General features: G+C 71.0%; 17 protein-coding genes. 8 read left to right on the forward strand and 9 right to left on the reverse strand.

Going from position 1 to position 17,162, the window contains the following annotated elements; translation table 11 throughout:
* Window positions 1–36: 36 nt before the first annotated feature.
* Window positions 37–1,875: a pectate lyase-like domain-containing protein gene (locus RAN62_RS30205; protein WP_305788209.1), complete on the forward strand. Its 1,839-nt coding sequence runs from the start codon at window positions 37–39 to the stop codon at window positions 1,873–1,875.
* Between the two features lies 1 nt (window position 1,876).
* On the opposite strand, the gene RAN62_RS30210 is transcribed toward RAN62_RS30205, so the two are convergent.
* Entirely contained in the window at window positions 1,877–2,530 is a 654-nt protein-coding gene (locus RAN62_RS30210) for an HNH endonuclease family protein (protein ID WP_438874572.1), read from the reverse strand.
* A 93-nt stretch (window positions 2,531–2,623) separates the two neighbouring features.
* Between RAN62_RS30210 and RAN62_RS30215 the strand changes: the two genes are divergently transcribed.
* A complete protein-coding gene (locus tag RAN62_RS30215; RefSeq protein ID WP_305788211.1) occupies window positions 2,624–3,076 on the forward strand; it encodes a DUF4383 domain-containing protein in 453 nt (150 codons plus the stop codon).
* 31 nt (window positions 3,077–3,107) lie between these two features.
* Here the strand turns inward: RAN62_RS30215 and RAN62_RS30220 are convergent, their stop codons facing one another.
* Window positions 3,108–4,091, reverse strand: coding sequence for a radical SAM protein (locus RAN62_RS30220; RefSeq protein ID WP_305788212.1), 984 nt, complete (start codon window positions 4,089–4,091; stop codon window positions 3,108–3,110).
* Between the two features lie 48 nt (window positions 4,092–4,139).
* On the opposite strand from RAN62_RS30220, the gene RAN62_RS30225 reads away from it, so the two are divergent.
* Window positions 4,140–5,048: an AraC family transcriptional regulator gene (locus RAN62_RS30225; protein ID WP_305788213.1), complete on the forward strand. Its 909-nt coding sequence runs from the start codon at window positions 4,140–4,142 to the stop codon at window positions 5,046–5,048.
* On the opposite strand, the gene RAN62_RS30230 is transcribed toward RAN62_RS30225, so the two are convergent.
* On the reverse strand, window positions 5,022–5,654 hold the full coding sequence (locus RAN62_RS30230) for a TetR/AcrR family transcriptional regulator (protein WP_305788214.1): 633 nt from the start codon (window positions 5,652–5,654) through the stop codon (window positions 5,022–5,024). The two genes, RAN62_RS30225 and RAN62_RS30230, sit on opposite strands and share 27 nt — an antisense overlap.
* 97 nt (window positions 5,655–5,751) lie before the next feature.
* On the opposite strand from RAN62_RS30230, the gene RAN62_RS30235 reads away from it, so the two are divergent.
* Together RAN62_RS30235 and RAN62_RS30240 are read left to right on the forward strand one after the other, a co-directional pair.
* Window positions 5,752–6,954, forward strand: coding sequence for a cytochrome P450 (locus RAN62_RS30235; protein WP_305788215.1), 1,203 nt, complete (start codon window positions 5,752–5,754; stop codon window positions 6,952–6,954).
* Window positions 6,955–6,956: 2 nt separating this feature from the next.
* On the forward strand, window positions 6,957–7,151 hold the full coding sequence (locus RAN62_RS30240) for a ferredoxin (RefSeq protein ID WP_305788405.1): 195 nt from the start codon (window positions 6,957–6,959) through the stop codon (window positions 7,149–7,151).
* On the opposite strand, the gene RAN62_RS30245 is transcribed toward RAN62_RS30240, so the two are convergent.
* Both RAN62_RS30245 and RAN62_RS30250 read right to left on the reverse strand, forming a co-directional pair.
* Window positions 7,103–9,070, reverse strand: coding sequence for a putative bifunctional diguanylate cyclase/phosphodiesterase (locus tag RAN62_RS30245; RefSeq protein WP_305788216.1), 1,968 nt, complete (start codon window positions 9,068–9,070; stop codon window positions 7,103–7,105). The genes RAN62_RS30240 and RAN62_RS30245 overlap by 49 nt on opposite strands.
* 112 nt (window positions 9,071–9,182) lie before the next feature.
* Window positions 9,183–10,424 (reverse strand): ABC transporter substrate-binding protein, encoded by a 1,242-nt coding sequence (locus RAN62_RS30250; protein ID WP_305788217.1) that lies wholly within the window; start codon window positions 10,422–10,424, stop codon window positions 9,183–9,185.
* Window positions 10,425–10,521: 97 nt separating this feature from the next.
* Here RAN62_RS30250 and RAN62_RS30255 point away from each other — a divergent pair, with 97 nt between their 5' ends.
* Together RAN62_RS30255 and RAN62_RS30260 are read left to right on the forward strand one after the other, a co-directional pair.
* Complete coding sequence (locus RAN62_RS30255; RefSeq protein ID WP_305788218.1) at window positions 10,522–11,124, forward strand: RNA polymerase sigma factor; 603 nt, start codon at window positions 10,522–10,524, stop codon at window positions 11,122–11,124.
* Window positions 11,124–11,912 (forward strand): hypothetical protein, encoded by a 789-nt coding sequence (locus tag RAN62_RS30260; protein ID WP_305788219.1) that lies wholly within the window; start codon window positions 11,124–11,126, stop codon window positions 11,910–11,912. The genes RAN62_RS30255 and RAN62_RS30260 overlap by 1 nt, the downstream gene beginning before the upstream one ends.
* Window positions 11,913–12,160: 248 nt before the next feature.
* On the opposite strand, the gene RAN62_RS30265 is transcribed toward RAN62_RS30260, so the two are convergent.
* From RAN62_RS30265 to RAN62_RS30280, 4 genes are all read right to left on the reverse strand, one after another.
* On the reverse strand, window positions 12,161–12,889 hold the full coding sequence (locus tag RAN62_RS30265; RefSeq protein WP_305788220.1) for an SIR2 family NAD-dependent protein deacylase: 729 nt from the start codon (window positions 12,887–12,889) through the stop codon (window positions 12,161–12,163).
* Between the two features lie 371 nt (window positions 12,890–13,260).
* Window positions 13,261–14,205: a GNAT family N-acetyltransferase gene (locus tag RAN62_RS30270; RefSeq protein WP_305788221.1), complete on the reverse strand. Its 945-nt coding sequence runs from the start codon at window positions 14,203–14,205 to the stop codon at window positions 13,261–13,263.
* Between the two features lie 98 nt (window positions 14,206–14,303).
* Entirely contained in the window at window positions 14,304–14,954 is a 651-nt protein-coding gene (locus RAN62_RS30275) for an ABC transporter permease (protein WP_305788222.1), read from the reverse strand.
* A gap of 155 nt (window positions 14,955–15,109) precedes the next feature.
* Window positions 15,110–15,895, reverse strand: coding sequence for an ABC transporter ATP-binding protein (locus RAN62_RS30280; protein WP_305788223.1), 786 nt, complete (start codon window positions 15,893–15,895; stop codon window positions 15,110–15,112).
* Between the two features lie 124 nt (window positions 15,896–16,019).
* On the opposite strand from RAN62_RS30280, the gene RAN62_RS30285 reads away from it, so the two are divergent.
* The gene (locus RAN62_RS30285; RefSeq protein WP_305788224.1) at window positions 16,020–17,159 is read left to right on the forward strand and encodes a sensor histidine kinase; all 1,140 of its coding nucleotides are present in this window, start codon (window positions 16,020–16,022) and stop codon (window positions 17,157–17,159) included.
* The last annotated feature ends 3 nt before the right edge of the window (window positions 17,160–17,162 follow it).

Below are 17,162 nucleotides of genomic sequence, written 5' to 3' on the forward strand. Positions count from 1 at the left end.
TCTGGTTACACCCTTGTTACGGAAAGGACCCCCCGCATGACGACACGCCGGCGCCTCAGCCGGATCCTCGCCGTCGGCCTGCTGGTCGCCACGGCTGGAACCCTTGTCGGTACGCCCGCAACCGCCGCGCCGGTTGTGCGGACGCCGGATCTCGGCGCCAACGTCACCGTCTTCGACCCCAGCATGCCGGTGGAGCAGATCCAGGCGACCCTGGACGCGACTCACGCCAAGCAGGTCGACAACGAGATGGGCACCGCGCGTTACGCCTATCTCTTCAAGCCCGGCACCTACGGTACGGCCGACAAGCCCCTGCAGATCAAGGTCGGCTACTACACCGAGATCTCCGGCCTGGGCGCCTCGCCGTCCGACGTGGTGATCAACGGCAAGGTGGAGGTCTACAACCGCTGCCTCGCCGACGGCGGCACGAGCAACTGTCTCGCCCTGGTCAACTTCTGGCGGACGCTGTCCAACCTGACCATCAACGTCAACGGCGCGGGTCAGGACGGCTGCCGCGCCGGGGCGAACTTCTGGGCGGTGTCCCAGGCGGTCTCGCTGCGGCGGATCAATGTCAACGGCGGCTTCACGCTGATGGACTACTGCACCGCCGGCCCGCAGTACGCCAGCGGTGGCTTCATCGCCGACTCGAAGTTCGGGGCGGTCACGAACGGCTCGCAGCAGCAGTGGCTGACCCGCAACAGTGAGGTCGGCAGCTGGTCGAACGGCGTCTGGAACCAGGTGTTCTCCGGCGTCGTCGGCGCGCCCACGGACGAAGCGTTCCCGAACCCGCCCTACACCACGGTCGAGCAGACCCCGGTCAGCCGGGAGAAGCCGTACCTGTTCGTCGAGAACAACCAGTGGAAGGTCCAGGTCCCGGCGGCGCAGCGCAACAGCAGCGGTGTGTCGGCGAAGTCCGGCCGCAGCCTGAAGCTGAGCGACTTCTTCGTCGCGAACCCGAAGACCCCGGTCTGGCTGATCAACGCCAACCTCGCGCTGGGCAAGAACCTCCTGCTCACCCCCGGCGTGTACGACATCGCGAGCAGCATCAACGTGCTGTGGCCGAACCAGGTCGTGCTCGGCCTGGGTCACGCCACGCTGACCGCGGTCAACGGCGCCACGCCGCTGACGGTGGCCGACGTCCCGGGCGCGGTCGTCGCGGGCGTCACCATCGACGCCGGTCTCAAGGAGTCGAAGACGCTGCTGCGCGTGGGCGTCAAGAACGGCTTCGGGATCAGCACGCCGAGCAACCCGACCACGCTGTCCGACGTCTACTTCCGCGTCGGCGGTCCGCACATCGGCAAGACCGACACCGCGCTCGAGGTCAACAGCGACAACGTGCTCATCGACCACACCTGGGTGTGGCGCGGGGACCACGGCGTCGAGGGCTTCACCGAGGGCGTGAACGGCGACACCCAGCGCTGGCGCACCAACACCGGTCGCTACGGCGCCGTCATCAACGGCGACAACGTGACCGCGACGGGCCTGTTCGTCGAGCACTTCCAGAAGTACAACACCGTCTGGAACGGCGACAAGGGCACGACGATCCTCTACCAGAACGAGCTCCCGTACGACCCGCCGACGCAGGCCGACTGGATGAACGGCAAGGTCGAGGGTTACGCGGGTTACAAGGTCGGAGACAAGGTCAAGACCCACACGCTGTACGGCGCCGGGGTCTACGTCTTCAACCAGAACAACCCGGAGATCCACACCGAGAACGGCTTCGAGGTGCCGGACCGTCCCGGCGTGAAGCTGCACCACATCATGACCGTGAACCTGAGCGCGGGCACGATCGACCACGTCGTCAACGGCGTCGGTCCGGCCGCCCCGCCGTCGACGTCGGGCACCCCGCAGTACCTCGCGGAGTACCCGGCCAACTGATTCAGCAGGTGGCCAGCATCGAGGTGAGTTTGCTCTTCTCGGTGCTGGTCACCGTCAGGTCGTACACATACTTGACCTTGATCCACTGCCGCGCGTACGTGCAGTGGTAGCTCGTCAGCGGCGGCACCCACGAGTCCGGCGCCTTGTCGCCCTTGGACTGGTTGACGTTGTCCGTGACCGCGAGCAGCTGCGGGTTCGTCAGATCGTTCGCGAAGTTCTCGCGCTCGGCCGTGGTCCACGCCCACGCCCCGGAGATCCACGCGTTCTTCAGCGGCACCATGTGATCGATGTCCACGTCCGACGCGGCGGTCCAGGTGGCGCCGTCGTAGACGCTGTACCAGGACCCGGAGGCCGAGGCGCACGCCGAGTCGGTGACCACGCCCGACCCGTCGCGCTTGAGGACCGTCTCGCGGGTGTTGCAGCTGCCCGAGACGGTGGACCAGTGCGGGAAGAGCTCCCGGTCGTACGTCGTCGTGTGCGTCGAAGCCGCCACGGTGAGCGTGGCGAGGTAGGTCCGGGCGGTGGCGGCGGTCGGGGTGCCGGGCGGCGCCGCGTCGGCGGCCCCGGTCGTGACCACCTGCGTGGTGAGGGCCAGAGTGGCGGTGACGAGGAGAGCCAAGATTCTCTTCACCTGGCGATTGTCGGGCGCAGACATTGACATGCATACATGTCAAAGAAGTCATTCCGCTGAAGTTTCGCCCCACACCGCGAGGGCATGCGAGCGGTCCCCTACGACAGGAGACCTGACATGGCCACCGCTTCCGGCGCCGGCGACGTCGCATACTCCCGGCATCGCACCGCCGTCCAGACCGCGGCCCTCGCCGTCGGCATCGTGTTCCTGCTCGTCGGCGTCCTCGGCTTTATCCCGGGCGTCACGACGAACTACTCCGACCTCGGCTTCGCCGGGCACCACAGCGAGGCGAAACTGCTCGGCATCTTCCAGGTGTCCGTCCTGCACAACATCGTCCACCTGCTCTTCGGCGTCGCCGGGCTCGCTCTGGCCCGCACCGTCGGCGGCGCGCGCAACTACCTCATCGGCGGCGGCGTGATCTATCTGATCCTCTGGCTCTACGGCCTGGTGGTCGGTCAGAACACCGCGGCCAACTTCGTCCCCCTCAACACCGCCGACGACTGGCTGCACCTGGTGCTGGCCATCGGCATGATCGCCCTCGGCTTCCTGACCACACGCCGGCGGGTCTGATCCTTCCGGGCTCTGCCGCCGGATCGTCGCCTCAGAAGATCCGGCGGTAGAGCGAACACCCCGCGCACACCGCCGGCGGCCGGTCGGTGGTCAATCTCCTGCGGAATTCCCGGTACGCGGCCCCGCGCCAGATCTCCGGAAAGCTCTGCTCGTCGAGCCGCCCCAGCGCCACCCGGTCGTCGCCCATGACCATGCAGCACGGTTGCACGACGCCCGTGCTCGTGATGTACGCGGCGTCCCACGGCCACGAGCAGCCCCGGCGGTCACCGGCGGGCTCCTCGGTGTGCGGCAGGCGCAGCCGGAGACCGGTGGCCGCGGCGGCGGTGCGGGCTTCCGCGAAGGCGGGCGGGGACATTGTCCACAGAGCTTGGTCGGCGGCGAAACCGCGGATTTCCTCGTACGCTCCGGCGGGGTCCGTGTCGGAGAAGCTGTGCGACAGATTCTGCACGTGCAGCTCGTCGACGCCGAGATCCCCGAGCAGCCGGACCAGATCGGGCAGTTCCGCCACGTTGTCGCGCATGGCCACGAAGACCACCCGCACCCACGGGGTACGGCTCCCCGCCGCCCGTTTCGCCGCGATCAGCCCGCCCAGATTGGCGACCACGGTGTCGAAGGTCGCGCCGGCGCGGATCTTCTCGTACGTGTGCGCGCGGGCGCCGTCGAGCGACACGTGCAGCCAGTCGACCCCGCTGTCGACCAGCTCGCGGGCGCGGCGGGCGTGCAGGAGCGTGGCGTTGGTGTTGAAGCCGACCGTGATGCGGTGCTCGACGGCCGTACGGATCATGGCGGGCAGGTGGGGCGACAGCAGCGGCTCGCCGAGGCCCTGCAGGGTGAGCCGCCGCAGGCCGGGCACGTCCGTGACCAGGCGCTCGAAGAGCTCGATCGGCATGGCCCCGGCCAGCTTGTTGACCGGCGGGCGATAGCTGACCAGGCACATCGTGCAGCGCAGGTTGCACGCGGAGGTGATCTCGAGCTGCAGATGCTCGGGGAGCGGCGGCATCAGATCGACCGGCATCACTTCCGGGTGCCCCGGCGCCCGCGTGGCAAACGCTATCGTCGGACGATGACCGAGCCACCGGTGGGGGAGCGGCGGGGCCTGCTCTACTTCAGTGACGGCTCGGTGGCGTACGCCGGGCATTATCTGCACGAGGACGTGCACCCGGACCACACGCACAGCTTCGTCGAGATCGCCGTGATGATCGACGGCGCCGGCGTGCACCGGTCGATGGCCGGCCGTCACCGGATGAGCGTCGGCGACGTGGTGCTGCTGCGGCCCGGGGTGTGGCACGGCTACGAGCAGTGCCGGGGCCTGCGCCTCTACAATTGCTGCTTCTCCGTCGACCTGCTGCACGGCGAGCTGGCCTGGACCCGCGAGGACCCGCTGCTGGGCTATCTGCTGTGGACCGGCCCCTATGCCGCCCAGCGCCGCGGCATGCTCACCGCCACGCTCGGCGCCGACGACCTCGCCCGGTGCGTGACCCACCTCGACGCCCTCGACCGGCTGCGCGGCGCCCCGGCCGACCGTTACCGTGGCGACATCATCGGCCACCTGTCGCTCTTCCTGGCCACCCTGGCCCGCGCGGTCGGCCCGTCCCCGGCCCGGGCCCACCCGGCCGTCACCAGCGCCATGCGGCTGCTCGAGGCCGACCCGGCCCGCCGCTGGACCCTGACCGAGCTGGCCGACAGCCTGCACCTGACCTCGAGCTATCTGGTCCGGCTGTTCAAGGCGACGACCGGCCTGCCGCCGATGGCCTATCTCGCCCGCCACCGCGTGGAGACCGCCGCCTCCCTGCTGCTGCACACCGACGAGCCGATCACGCACATCGCCCGCAGCGTCGGCTGGCCCGACCAGAACTACTTCGCGCGCCGCTTCCGCGCCCACTTCGGCCTGAGCGCCTCCGCCTATCGCACCCGCTTCGCCCACCGGACCGTCCGGGTGCCGGCGCTACACGACGGGTCCCCTCCCCGGTGACCGCACGGGGGCGGTGAAGAGGCCTTCCAGCGCGTCGATCAGGTGGGCGCCGGTGGCGGCCCAGTCCGCTTCGGTGGCGCCGGCGCGCTCACGGTCGGCGCAGGTGTGGGCGATCAGCGTATGGGCCATGTCGACGCGGGTGTCGCGTACGTCCGGGGGCAGGTGGGTCAGGCACGCGCGCAGCTGGTCGAGGACGGCGCGGCGCTCCGGGGCGTGCTCCTCGGCGGCGAGGCGGCGCAGGGCCGGGTCGGTCAGCAGCTGGGCGGCGAAGCGGGCGTACCAGCTGGGGGTGCCCAGGGCCGCCAGGTGCGCCGTGCTCGGCAGGACCAGGCAGGTCAGCCAGGCCCGCAGGTCGGTGCGGCCCGCGTGCTGGGCGGCGAGGGCGCGGCGCAGGCTCTCGCGGGGCTCGTTGTGGTGCTGCAGGATCGCGCGGATCAGGTCGGTCTTGGTGCCGAAGTGGTAGCCGACGGCGGCGTTGTTGCCCTGGCCGGCGGCCTCGCTGATCTGGCGGTTCGACACCGCGACGATGCCCTGCTCGGCGTAGAGGCGCTCGGCGGTGGCGAGGATCAGCCCGCGGGTGGGGCGCTCGGTGATTGTTTCGCGCATGGGTGACGGTCCTGACCTGGGATGTTGCGGTCCAGGATAGACGGGCGGCGCATTCAGTCACTTGACTTACCGGAATGGGCGGCGTTGAGTGGTTTGGGTGAGAGAAGCCATCACTTTTCCCGCCGAGCGGGCCGAGCGTTGTCCCTTCGATCCGCCGCCTGTGCTGCGTGAGGTGCAGGCCGAGGCGCCCCTGACCCGGGTCCGGCTGTGGGACGGGTCCACCCCCTGGCTCGTCACCCGCTTCGCCGAGCAGCGCGCGTTGCTCGCCGACCGGCGGCTCAGCGCCGACGTGACCCGCCCCGGCTATCCGTCGTCGGCCCCCGCCCGCCCCGGCGGCACGGGCGGCAGCATCGGCTTCATCCTCATGGACGACCCCGAACACCTGCGGCTGCGGCGCATGGTCACGGCGCCGTTCGCCATCAAGCGGGTCGAGGCGCTGCGCCCCACGGTGCAACGGATCGTCGACGACCTCATCGACGCGATGCTGGCCGGTCCGAAGCCCGTGGACCTGGTGGAGGCCTTCGCGCTGCCGGTGCCGTCGCTGGTCATCTGCGAGCTGCTCGGGGTCCCGTACGAGGACCATGATTTCTTCCAGTCCCACAGCCGCAACCTGATCAACCGGACCGTGTCACCGGAGACGCGCGGCGCGTCGTTCCAGGCCCTCCACGACTATCTCGGCGAGCAGCTGGCGAAGAAGCCGGCCGACCCCGACGGCGACGTGCTCTCGCAGCTGGTGGCCCGGGTCGAGACCGGCGAGCTGGACCGCGGCGACGCCGCCGGCATGGGCGTCCTGCTGCTGCTCGCCGGGCACGAGACGACCGCCAACATGATCGCGCTCGGCACCCTCGCCCTGCTCGAGCACCCGGAGCAGCTGGCCCTGCTGCGCGACGCCGACGACCCGAAGGTGGTCGCGGGCGCGGTCGAGGAGCTGCTCCGCTATCTCAACATCACGCACACCGGCCGCCGGCGCGTGGCGCTCGAGGACATCGACATCGCCGGCGTCACGATCCGCGCCGGCGAGGGCCTGATCCTGGCCAACGACATCGGCAACCGCGACCCGCAGGTCTTCCCCGACCCCGACACCCTCGACCTGACCCGCGACGCCCGGCGGCACGTCGCGTTCGGCTTCGGCGTGCACCAGTGCCTCGGCCAGCCTTTGGCCCGCATGGAGCTGCAGGTCGTCTACAGCACGCTCTACCGCCGCATCCCGACCCTGCGCCGCGCGACCGCCCTGGACGAGGTGCCGTTCAAGCACGACGGGGCGGTCTACGGTGTGTACGAGCTGAAGGTGAGCTGGTGACCATGAAGGTGCTCCTCGACCAGGACAAGTGTGTCGGCTCCGGCCAGTGCGTGCTGGCCGCCCCCGAGGTCTTCGACCAGCGCGACGAGGACGGCGTGGCGATCCTGCTGCAGACCGAGCCGCCGGAGTCCGACGGCGACGACGTGCATCACGCCGCGCTGGTGTGCCCGGCCCAGGCCATCGACGTCGAGGACTGATCCGCGGCCCACGCCAGGATCTCGCCGGCCGGCAACGGGCGGGACATGTGGTAGCCCTGGGCGTATTCGCAGCCCAGCTCGCGGGCGATCGCGTACGTGTCCGCGTCCTCCACGCCCTCGACCACGACGGCGAGCTCGAGGGCGTGGGCCAGCTCGACGATCGCGCCGATGATGGCGCGGCCGCTGCCGGGGGAGGTGAGCTTGGTGGTGAACTGGCGGTCGATCTTGAGTTCGGTCAGCGGCATGCTCTGCAGGTAGCTCATGGACGAGTAGCCCGTACCGAAATCGTCGATGGACAGCAGGACGCCCAGCTCGCGCAGCTCGGCGAGGACCGCGGTGGCCCGGGCCGGGTCGCTGATCATGGCGCTCTCGGTGATCTCCACGGTCAGGTGCGCCGCCGGTACGTCATAACGGGCGAGCAGCAGCCCGATGCGTCCCGGCAGCCCGGCGTCGAGCAGGCAGGCGGCCCCGACGTTGACGGCGACCGGGATCGTGCGCCCGTCCGCGCGCCACCGCTGGTACTGGTCGAGCGCGAGGGCGAGCAGCGCGTCGGTCAGCGCCGGCATGAGGCCGCTCTGCTCGGCGGCGGGGATGAACTGGTCCGGGAAGAGCAGCCCGCGGACGGGATGGCGCCAGCGCACCAGCGACTCGACGCCGCTGAACCGGCCGTCGGCCATGCGCACCTTGGGCTGGTAGTGCAGCTCGAGCTCGCCGACCGCGATGGCCCGGCGCAGCTCACCGACCACGGTCAGCCGCTCGAAGCTGTGCTCGTCGGCGTCCCGGTCGTACAGGCTGATGCCGAGGTGGCCGCGCTTGGCCGCGTACATGGCGACGTCGGCGTGCTGCAGCAGCTCAGCCGCGTTGCCGCTGGGCCGGGGATAGAGCGCGGCGCCGACGCTGGCGCTCACGTCGACCGCGATGCCGTCGAGGTCGGCGACGCCGTGCAGGGCGTGGAGGACACGGTCGCCGATCGCGAGCAGGTCCGCCGCCTCGTGCACGCCGGGCAGCAGGACGGCGAACTCGTCGCCGCCGAGCCGGGCCACGAGGCTGTCCGCGCGTACGGCCGAGGTCAGCCGGCGGGCGACCTCCTGCAGCAACAGATCGCCGTAGTGGTGACCGAGCGTGTCGTTGACCTCCTTGAAACGGTTGAGGTCGAGCAGGAAGAACCCGACGCCGGTGCCGTCGCGGTCCGCGGTGGCGATCGCTTCCTTGACGCGCTCGGTGAGCAGCTCGCGATTGGCGATGCCGGTCAGCCCGTCGTGCGAGGCGCGGTAGCGGCTCTCGGACGCCTGCCGCTCGGTGCTGGTCTGGTACATCAGCAGCACCAGCGCGCACAGCAGCACCAGCACCAGGTCGACGCCGGACATGATCTCGACCGCGCGCAGCAGCCGGTCGCTGTCCCGCCGGCTCTGGGCCAGCAGCGCGTTGATCTCGTCGTCGTTGCGCTGCACGCTGTCCGCGGCCTGCTTGCGCAGGGCGGCGGCGCTCTTGGCGGCCTGCTCGGCGTCCGCCATCTCCTGCGCGCCGTCGCGCTCGCTGTCGACGAGGTTACGCAGGGTGTAGCTGTAGCCGTCGTAGGCGTTGTGCAGCGCCCGGGCCCGCCGCGCGTCCGAGCCGCCGTGCACATAGAGCCAGCGCAGGTCGCCGGCGGCGGAGCCGATGACCGAGGCGAGGGTGCCCCGGCTCACCTCCTCGTCGCCGCGCAGATAGTCGGTGAGCGTCTCGTACTCGACGCCGATCTTGCCGTAGGCGTTGCTCCAATGCTGGCTGACCAGCTCGCGCTCGGCGACCCCGGCGGCGGCGCGCGCGGCGGTCTGCGTGCTGAGGACGGCCAGCCCGGCGAGCAGGATGAGGCCGATCAGCAACGCCGCGATGGCGCACCGGGCCACGACCCGGCGCCTCATCCAGCGCAGCGACATCCGCATGCTGCTCCGATCGGCCCGGCACGCGGGCCCTTGAGCATTCCTTGAGCTGCCGCTCAGTTGAAACCCCGGCTCGGTGCCTCGCCGGTTGCTCTTGCTCGGTGCCTCGTCAGTTGACGCCCTGCTCGGTGGCCAGCTGCCGAGCCGTGGCCACCGCTGACGCCCACGCCGCGTCGCCCTTCTTCTCGCCCGCGTCGACCGCGGCGAGCTGGGTCAGGTAGACCTCGGCCAGGGCGGCGTCGGCCGGGGCCTCGTACACCCGCTTGATCTTCTCCGCGGAGGCCGCGAAGACCTCGACCGTGACCTGCCCGCCGAAGAAGGGGTCCGGGCGGGTCAGGGCATTCATCTTGTACGCCGCCGGGGTGGCCGGGAAGAGCGCGGCGTCGGTGAAGTTGCGGGCCTCGTTCTCGGGCGTCAGCAGCCAGCTGATGATCTCGAAGGCGAGTTCGGGCGCGCCGCCGGCCGCCGGGATCGCCAGGAACGAGCCCCCCGAGTTGGCGCCGGCCGCCGGACCGGCCGCGACCCGCCACGACCCGGCGCTGTCCGGCGCGGCCTCCTGCAGATCGGCGGCGTGCCACGCGGCGCCCAGCTCGATCGCCAGCTTGCCGTCCCGGACCGCGGCGTCCCACTCGTCGCCGTGCCCGGGCGGGATGTTCGCGCTCAGCCCCCGCTCGACCAGCTCCACGGCCAGATTCCACGCATCCCGTACGTGCGCCTGGTCGCCGACGAAGTGATTGCCCTCGTCCACGAACCGCCGCGCCTCCTGGCCGACCGCCGTCGTGAACAGCTCCGGCGCGTTCCGCAGCCAGTGCACGCCCGGATTCCTGCGCCGGAACGTGGTGCCCGCCTCCAGGAACCGCTCCCACGTCGGCATGGCGCCCGCCTCGAGACCCGCCCGGCGCAGCAGGTCGGACCGGTAGAACATCGCGGTCGGCCCGATGTCGATGGGCAGCCCGATCTGCTGCCCGTCGGCGGTGCTGCCCTGGGCCAGCTTCCACGGCAGGAACTGCCCGGCCAGGTCGCGCGCGCCGAGCGTGTTGAGGTCGACGAAGTCCTCGGCCCGGGGCAGTACGGCCGCGATGTCCTCGCCCTTGATCCCCGCGATGGCCGGCACCCCGTCGCCGCTGCCCAGCGCCGCGGTCAGGGTGTCGAGATAGTCGCCCTGCACGACATTGGGCAGCAGCCGGGTCCGCCGGGCATAGCGCGCCACCGCGTCCTGGGTCACCGCGTCGCCCAGCCCGCCGGGCCAGATCCACAGCTCGGTGGTGTCCCCGGCGGCGTCCGAACCACTGCCGCAGCCCGCGAGCGATGCCGCCAGCCCGGCGAGGAGGATCCTGCGAGTCAGCGGCACGAGGTCAATTTACGCCATACCATCTCATTTTGCCGCCCGTTGGCCGATATCCGCTTTGCGCTGAAACACTTCCGGTCCTCGGCGACATGGGTGAGGTGTGAGAGAGATCCGCTTCGAAGAGGTGTACGCCCGCACGTACGCCGACCTCGTGCGTTTTGTGGTCAGACGGCGGCCCGCGGCCGACCGGGACTCGGCCGAGGACATCGTGGCCGAGGCCTTCGTCGTGGCCTGGCGGCGGCGGGACGACCTGCCCGGCGACCCGGAGGAGGCGCGGGCCTGGCTCTTCGGCATCACCCGCCGGCTGCTCCTGGCCCAGCACCGGGCGGACGCCCGCGGTCCGGCGCCGGCCGTCGGGATCTCGGAGCACGCCGCCGGGCCGGAAGGCTTCGTCGCCACCACGGTCGACCTGGTCAACGCGTGGCGCCGGCTGAATCCCGCGCAGCAGGAGGCGCTGAGCCTCACGGTCTGGGAGGGCCTGACCAGCGCCCAGGCCGCCCGGGTGCTCGGCATCTCGGCTGTCGCCTTCCGCATCCGGCTCAGCCGCGCCCGGCGCCTCCTCGAAAGCCACCTTGCCCCGTCCCGTTCAGCGACAGCATCGGCCCGCCAATTGTCGGCGCGCCAATTGTCGGCGCGCCAATTGTCGGCGCGCCAATCGTCGGCCCGCCGATCATCGGCCCCCGGATCCGGAGGACACGCGTGATGAACCTCGACGACCTGCTCCGAGCCCACGACCCCGCCCACCCGATCCCGGACGACCTCGCGTCCTCACCCCGCGCCGCGGCCACGCTGGCCCGGGTCACCTCGATGTCAGCCCGCCCGGCCCGGCCGCGCCGGCGCGCTGTCCGCTTCGCGCTGGCCGGAGTCGTCGCCGCGGCCGCGGTGGTCGTCTCCGCCCCGATCCTGGGCACCGACCGGGCCGCGCTCGCCACGTGGGACGCCTCGCCGCGCTCGCTGTCGGCGCAGGAGACGGCCGCGTGGGTGCGGGACTGCGCCGGCTGGACGCACACCCCGGCCGGCGACTACCAGGTGGTCGAGGCGCGCGGCACCTGGGTCATGACGTATCTGGAGTCCGCCACCAGCGAGACCCAGTGCCTGAAGTCGACGGTGAAATCGTCGGAGTATCCCGACGGCGAGGGCGAGGCGATGTCCGGCCCGGCCCTGCCCGCCCCGGCAGCCGACGCCCTCACGACGGTGGGCGTCCACGAAACGTCCGGCGGGATCGCGTCGGCCACGATGTTCATGGTCGGCGGGCGGGCGGGCGCGGACGTGGCCGGCGTGGTCTTCCACTCGCAGGGCATGAACGTACGGGCGACGGTGAAGGACGGACGGTTCACGGCCTGGTGGCCCCGGATGAAGCCGGCCACGGTCGCCGGGCGGCTGATCGAGGACACGGGCTACAACGGTTCGCCCAACCCCGACGTCACGATCACTCTGCGCGGAGGGCGGACCGTTACCAAACCCGTCAAGGCGTACGACTCCAACCATTAGGTCGGATCGCGTCAGCTCGCTTCGCTCTTCCCGTGCTCCTTCTCATTCTCCCTCGCATTCGCCGTCTCCTTCTGCTGGCGTCCGGCCTCGTCCTCGCTTGTTCCTTCGGGCTCGCGTGCTCCTTCGGATTGTGCTTGCTCCTTCGGCTCGCGCTTGCGCCTTTGGCTCGCGCTTGCTCCTTTGGCTTGTGCTTGCGCCTTCGGCTTGCGCTTCCTCCTTTGGTTTGTGCTTGTTCCTTCGGGTTCGCGCTAGCTGAAGGCCCGCTCGACCAGGGCGGGCAGAACCTCGGCGGCCTTCCCGCGCAGGTTCACATCCGACTCCTCATCCAGCGGCGTGGCGGCCGGGTTGATCTGAATCACCTTGCCGCCACTGCGCTTGGCGACGAGCGGAATCTCGGCCGCCGGATACACGAGGCCGGAGGTGCCGATGGTGAGAAGCACATCGCACTCGTACGCGACCTGGACCGCCCGTTCCAGCGCCTCGGCGGGCAGGGCCTCACCGAACCAGACCACCCCCGGCCGTACGGGTGACGCGCACAGCTCGCACCGCGGCGCTGCCTCCGTCGGAAGCTCCCCGGGCGGGGCAAAGGCCGCGTGGCAGCCGGCACAACGCGGGGCGAACAGGCTCCCGTGCAGGTGCACCGGCTCCCGCGACCCGGCCCGCTCGTGCAGATCGTCAACATTCTGCGTGACCACCGTGGTGCCGGCCTTATGCCGTTCAATGTCAGCCACGGCCACATGAGCGGCATTCGGGCTGGCTCGCACCACGGCCGCCCGCCGCCACTCGTACCAGCCCCACACCAAATCCGGATCCGCCGCGAACGCCTCAGGCGTAGCCAACTGCTGCGCGTCGTAACGTGCCCAGAGCCCGGTCTGCGCCTCGCGGAACGTCGGGATGCCACTCTCCGCCGAAACCCCCGCCCCCGTAAATACAACCACCCGCCGCGCCTGCCGCAGCCACTCCGCCGCCTCATCCATGACTCTGTCGTTCCCCTTCCCGTCCTTCAATGCCCGCCGCTCTCGTCTCTCGGCAGCCGCTTCCGGCTCGGACCTCATCCACGCCATCGCCCAACTGCACTGCGGGCTCGGGCACCAGTCGGGCGGCGGACCTCACCCGAGCCAGGCCCCAACCGCACTACGCGCTCCAGCATCAGCCGCGCGGCGAACCTCATTGACGCCCGGGGCCTAACCGCACTGCGGTCTCGGGCACCCCGTGCGTTGCGGGAGGCCCAATGCCTGCGCGGCGTGGGCTTATTCGTCGTCGTCGGCTGGTTGGGCGTGTCGCGCGTTGCGGGTGATCTGCTGCCTGTGCCGCGCGGGCCTGCTCGTCGTCGGCGGCCGCACCGGTCTCAACTCTGCTCGCCGGCCAAGGCTCGATCCGGCGGCGTCCACTGGTAGTGCCTCGCGGTAGTAATCGCATGGAACCCACACCGCCGCAGAATCGGCGCGCTGGCCGGCGAAGCGTCCACGTGCAGCAACCGGAAGCCCTTCGCAACCGCCTCCTCCGCCCGGGCAGCGATCAAAGCACGATAGATTCCCCGTCCCCGCCACTCCGGCACCGTCGCACCACCGAGCAGCGCCACGAAGTCGGTGCCCGGGGCGTACAACGCGAAGGCTCCACAGACGACCCGCTCGCCCACCTCGGCAACCAGAATGGTGATCTGCTCCGGATCGGCCGCCACCCGGGAAGCAAGGTCGTCCGCCACCCACGAACAATCAACCCCGAACACCTCGCTCTGCAGATCAGCGAAGCGCCGCAAGTCCTCAGCCGCGCTGGCCCGCCGCACCACAACCCAGCCAGACAGAACCGGCTCGTCCGGATGCCCGATCGGGCCGTCATGCCCAGCCCGCTCGTCCTCTTTGTCCTCCCTGCGTAACGAGGTCTTGGCCCTGCTCAAGGACGGCCCATCAGATCGATCCGCGTGTCCGGTGTCGTGCCGTGCCGCCCGCGCCACCTCTGCTGCCACCCCGAGCAGCACCGTCGACGGCTCCTCCGGCACGAAGCCGGCCGCAACGAGCCGCTCGGCAAGATCCGTGGGCAGATCGTGCGCCCGCAGCTTCCACTCGACGCCCTGCCCACGCTCCCCGAAGTAGTCCCGCTGCCGCACGATCAGCTGGTCGAGCTCCGCACCGTCAACCCCGACGTCGCGCGGTGCCCGAATGCGTCCCACATGCCCGCCCACGATGCGCAGGAGCGGCCCGTCGTACTCATACGTCACCCCCGCCGGCACAGCCCCGGTCGGCATCCGCATGTGCTCGTCATAGGCGGCCAGCAGAGCCGCAACATCGGCCATGTCCACACGGTGCCAGACCCGCGCCATTCGCACCCGGCCAACGTGATCCCGGAAGCAGCAGCCGGCGGCGCGAATCACCGCTTGCTCCGCCCGCCCCGTCATCGGCGTGGCTCCCAGCGGAAGACCCGGGCCGTGAGGAGCAGCGTGGCGGCCGCGGTCACAACGAGGGTCAGGACGGCAGGCCACACCGGGGCATCGCCGGTCCAAGCGGCACGGGTGAGCTCGGTGAGCGCGGCGCCTGGGACAATGAGCAACGGCCACCCCGCGTCGGGCAGGTTGAGCAGGGCGAACGCGCCGCCGGCGAACGCAAGTACGCCCGGCGTGGTGGTGAGCTGGGCCAGCTCGGGCGCGGACGTGAAGGCCGCCGTCGCGAAGGCCAGCGCCACTGCCACCAGCGTGCCGAAGGCGAAGGCGAAGACCAACGGCCACCAGCGTTGCGGCGCCGAGGTCCCCGCCGCCGGGGCGACGGCGGCGAGCAGTCCGAGCTGGACGACTGACACGAGCAGGAACGGCGCCACCAAGCCGAGGACGATGCCGGCCGTGGGCAGGGCGGTGGCGCGGAGCCGGATCAGGACGAGATCGGCTCGGCGGGCGGCCAGGGCCGTGGTCGCGCCGGCGTACGTCACGAACGACAGCACGAAGATCAGCAGCATCCCCGCCGCGTCGCCGTCGGTGCCGCGGCCGGTCCGCTCGGACAGCAACAGCCAGCCGGCGCCGAGGGCCACCGGGGACAAGACAGCGTTGACCACGGCGAGCGGGCTACGCAGCAACGCCAGTGACTCGGCACGCGCAAGAACCAAAGCGTGGCCCAGGTCAGAGGCGAGAGACCGGGCCGAGGCGACATCGACGACGCGGATGAGGCCGGACACGAGGGCGCCGGCACGGGTGAGGGCGGGGCGGCCGGTCATGGCAGCGTGAGGACGTGGTCGGCCAGGGCGGCGGCCTCGTTGGCCAGATGGGTTGTGAGCAGGATCGCGGCCCCGGCTGCGCGGCGTTCGCGCAAGGTGGCGGCGAACTCGTCCCGGGCCTCCGGGTCGAGTCCGGCTGTGGGCTCGTCGAGCAGCAGCACCCGCGGGTGACCGGCGAGGGCCACGGCCAGGTCGAGGCGGCGGCGCTCCCCGCCGGAGAGCTGCCGAACTTGCGTCCGCGATGACTCGCCGCCGAGGAGCCGCCGGCCTCGCCTCCGCGATGACTCGCCGCCGAGGAGCCGCCGGCCTCGCCTCCGCGATGACTCACCGCCGAGGAGCCGCCGGCCTCGCCTCCGGGACGACTCGCCGTCGGAGGGCTGCCGAAACCGTGTTCGCGACGACTCGTCACCGGGCGACTGGCGGACTCGCGTTCGTGGCGGATCTTCTTCGGTGGGCGCGCGCCCCTGAAGGCCTACCCATAGGTGGAAGGTCTCCGCGGCGGTGAGCGCGCCGGTGAATCGTGAGTCTTGGGCCACAAAGCTGACATGCGGGGCGAGGCGGGTGCGGTGCCGGGCCGGGTCGAGCCCGAGCAAGCGGACAGTCCCCGCGTCCGGCCGACGTAGTCCTCTCAGGACGCTGAGCAGGGTCGACTTGCCGGAGCCGTTCGCGCCCACCAGGCACACCAGCTCGCCTGCGTGCACGGTCAGGTCGACGTCACGGACTGCTTCGTAACTTCCGTAGCGGCAGCTCAATCCGTGTGCCGCGATGGCGATTTCGTTCATGCGAATAGCTTCCCGGGCGTATCCGGGCGGGCCCAGTGCCAAGAATCATGAGCCGTGCTGACATTTGTCATCAGTACCCCGCGCGGGCTCGTCCCCAGCCGCACCCCGCGGGCATGATGGGCCCATGACCACCGCCGCACCCACCCTGACGACCGCCCCGGCGCTGCGTGCCCTGCAGCTGCTGACGGCGGTTCTGCTGGTGCTGCACGCCGCGCTGGTCGTCGCGTTGTGCCTGCTCGACCTGCCGTCCGGCCCGCTCGGCGTGGTCGCCGCCGGCGCTGCTGTCATCTGTGCCGTTCTCGCCGCCGCCTTGTTCCTCATGGACCTGGCGCCCCGGCTGTCCATGGCTCCGGGGGTCTTGGCCGCGGCCGGGGCCGGCGCCGCGCTGACAGCTTCCGCGGCGGGTCAGGCGGGTGGGGGCCAGCTGTGGCCCTGGGTGACACCTCTGGCGCTGATCGCCGCCGCCGACCTCGCCGTCACCCGGGGACGTAAGGTGCCGGTCGCGCTGCTCGGGGCCTGCACGGCCGGCGCGGTGACGGCAGTGGCGACGGAGAATTGGTGGACGGGTCTGACGGCCGCGGTCGTGTTCGTCCTGTGTCTCGCGGCGATGCTGGCCCAGCTCTGGGTGCAAGAAGTGGCCGAGCACAGCGATCGGGCCCGGCGCGGTGCGGTGAGCGCCGAGCGGGATCGCTTCGCGGCCGAGCTGCACGACATCCAGGGACATACCCTTCAGGTCATCGTGCTCAAGAGTGAGCTGGCCGCGCGGTTGGCCGCCGCCGATCCCGCGCGGGCCGCCGCCGAGATGCGCCAGGTCGAGACGCTTGCCCGCGAGGCGCTGCGTGACACGCGCGAGGTCGTGCAGGGTTACCGGCCCGTGTCGCTGACCGCCGAGATCGCCAATGCGGTGCGCATTCTGGCCGCGGCCGGGGTGCAGTGCCCTACCCCTGACCCCGTTCGGGTACGCCCGGACCACGAGCGGCTCCTCGCTCTGCTTGTTCGGGAGGCGACCACCAATGTGTTGCGCCACAGTGCCGCCACCCGAGCGGAGATCGTTCTCACCGGCGCCGGCCTCACGATCGTCAACGATGCGCCGCTTGCCGGTTCTGACTCGGGCGGCGGGCTTGCTGCGCTGGCCGGGCGGTTCGCGGCTGCGGGCGGGGAGTTGACGTGGCGGCGCGGGGATGACGATTTCACCGTCTCCGCGACTCTCGCGATTGACGGTGTCGCCCAGCCCGGGCGTCGAGGACCGGTGAGGCCGCCATGACGA

The organism is Symbioplanes lichenis, assembly GCF_030709675.1.
Lineage (GTDB): Bacteria > Actinomycetota > Actinomycetes > Mycobacteriales > Micromonosporaceae > Actinoplanes > Actinoplanes lichenis.

Bases quoted from the DNA above. Each gene is read 5' to 3' on its own strand.
- RAN62_RS30240 (WP_305788405.1), top strand. From the start codon at position 6,957: ATGAAGGTGCTCCTCGACCAGGACAAGTGTGTCGGCTCCGGCCAGTGC.
- RAN62_RS30230 (WP_305788214.1), bottom strand. From the start codon at position 5,654: ATGCGCGAAACAATCACCGAGCGCCCCACCCGCGGGCTGATCCTCGCC.
- RAN62_RS30215 (WP_305788211.1), top strand. From the start codon at position 2,624: ATGGCCACCGCTTCCGGCGCCGGCGACGTCGCATACTCCCGGCATCGC.
- RAN62_RS30260 (WP_305788219.1), top strand. From the start codon at position 11,124: ATGAACCTCGACGACCTGCTCCGAGCCCACGACCCCGCCCACCCGATC.
- RAN62_RS30280 (WP_305788223.1), bottom strand. From the start codon at position 15,895: ATGAACGAAATCGCCATCGCGGCACACGGATTGAGCTGCCGCTACGGA.
- RAN62_RS30220 (WP_305788212.1), bottom strand. From the start codon at position 4,091: ATGCCGGTCGATCTGATGCCGCCGCTCCCCGAGCATCTGCAGCTCGAG.
- RAN62_RS30210 (WP_438874572.1), bottom strand. From the start codon at position 2,530: ATGTCTGCGCCCGACAATCGCCAGGTGAAGAGAATCTTGGCTCTCCTC.
- RAN62_RS30265 (WP_305788220.1), bottom strand. From the start codon at position 12,889: ATGGATGAGGCGGCGGAGTGGCTGCGGCAGGCGCGGCGGGTGGTTGTA.
- RAN62_RS30245 (WP_305788216.1), bottom strand. From the start codon at position 9,070: ATGTCGCTGCGCTGGATGAGGCGCCGGGTCGTGGCCCGGTGCGCCATC.
- RAN62_RS30270 (WP_305788221.1), bottom strand. From the start codon at position 14,205: ATGGCCGATGTTGCGGCTCTGCTGGCCGCCTATGACGAGCACATGCGG.
- RAN62_RS30285 (WP_305788224.1), top strand. From the start codon at position 16,020: ATGACCACCGCCGCACCCACCCTGACGACCGCCCCGGCGCTGCGTGCC.
- RAN62_RS30205 (WP_305788209.1), top strand. From the start codon at position 37: ATGACGACACGCCGGCGCCTCAGCCGGATCCTCGCCGTCGGCCTGCTG.
- RAN62_RS30225 (WP_305788213.1), top strand. From the start codon at position 4,140: ATGACCGAGCCACCGGTGGGGGAGCGGCGGGGCCTGCTCTACTTCAGT.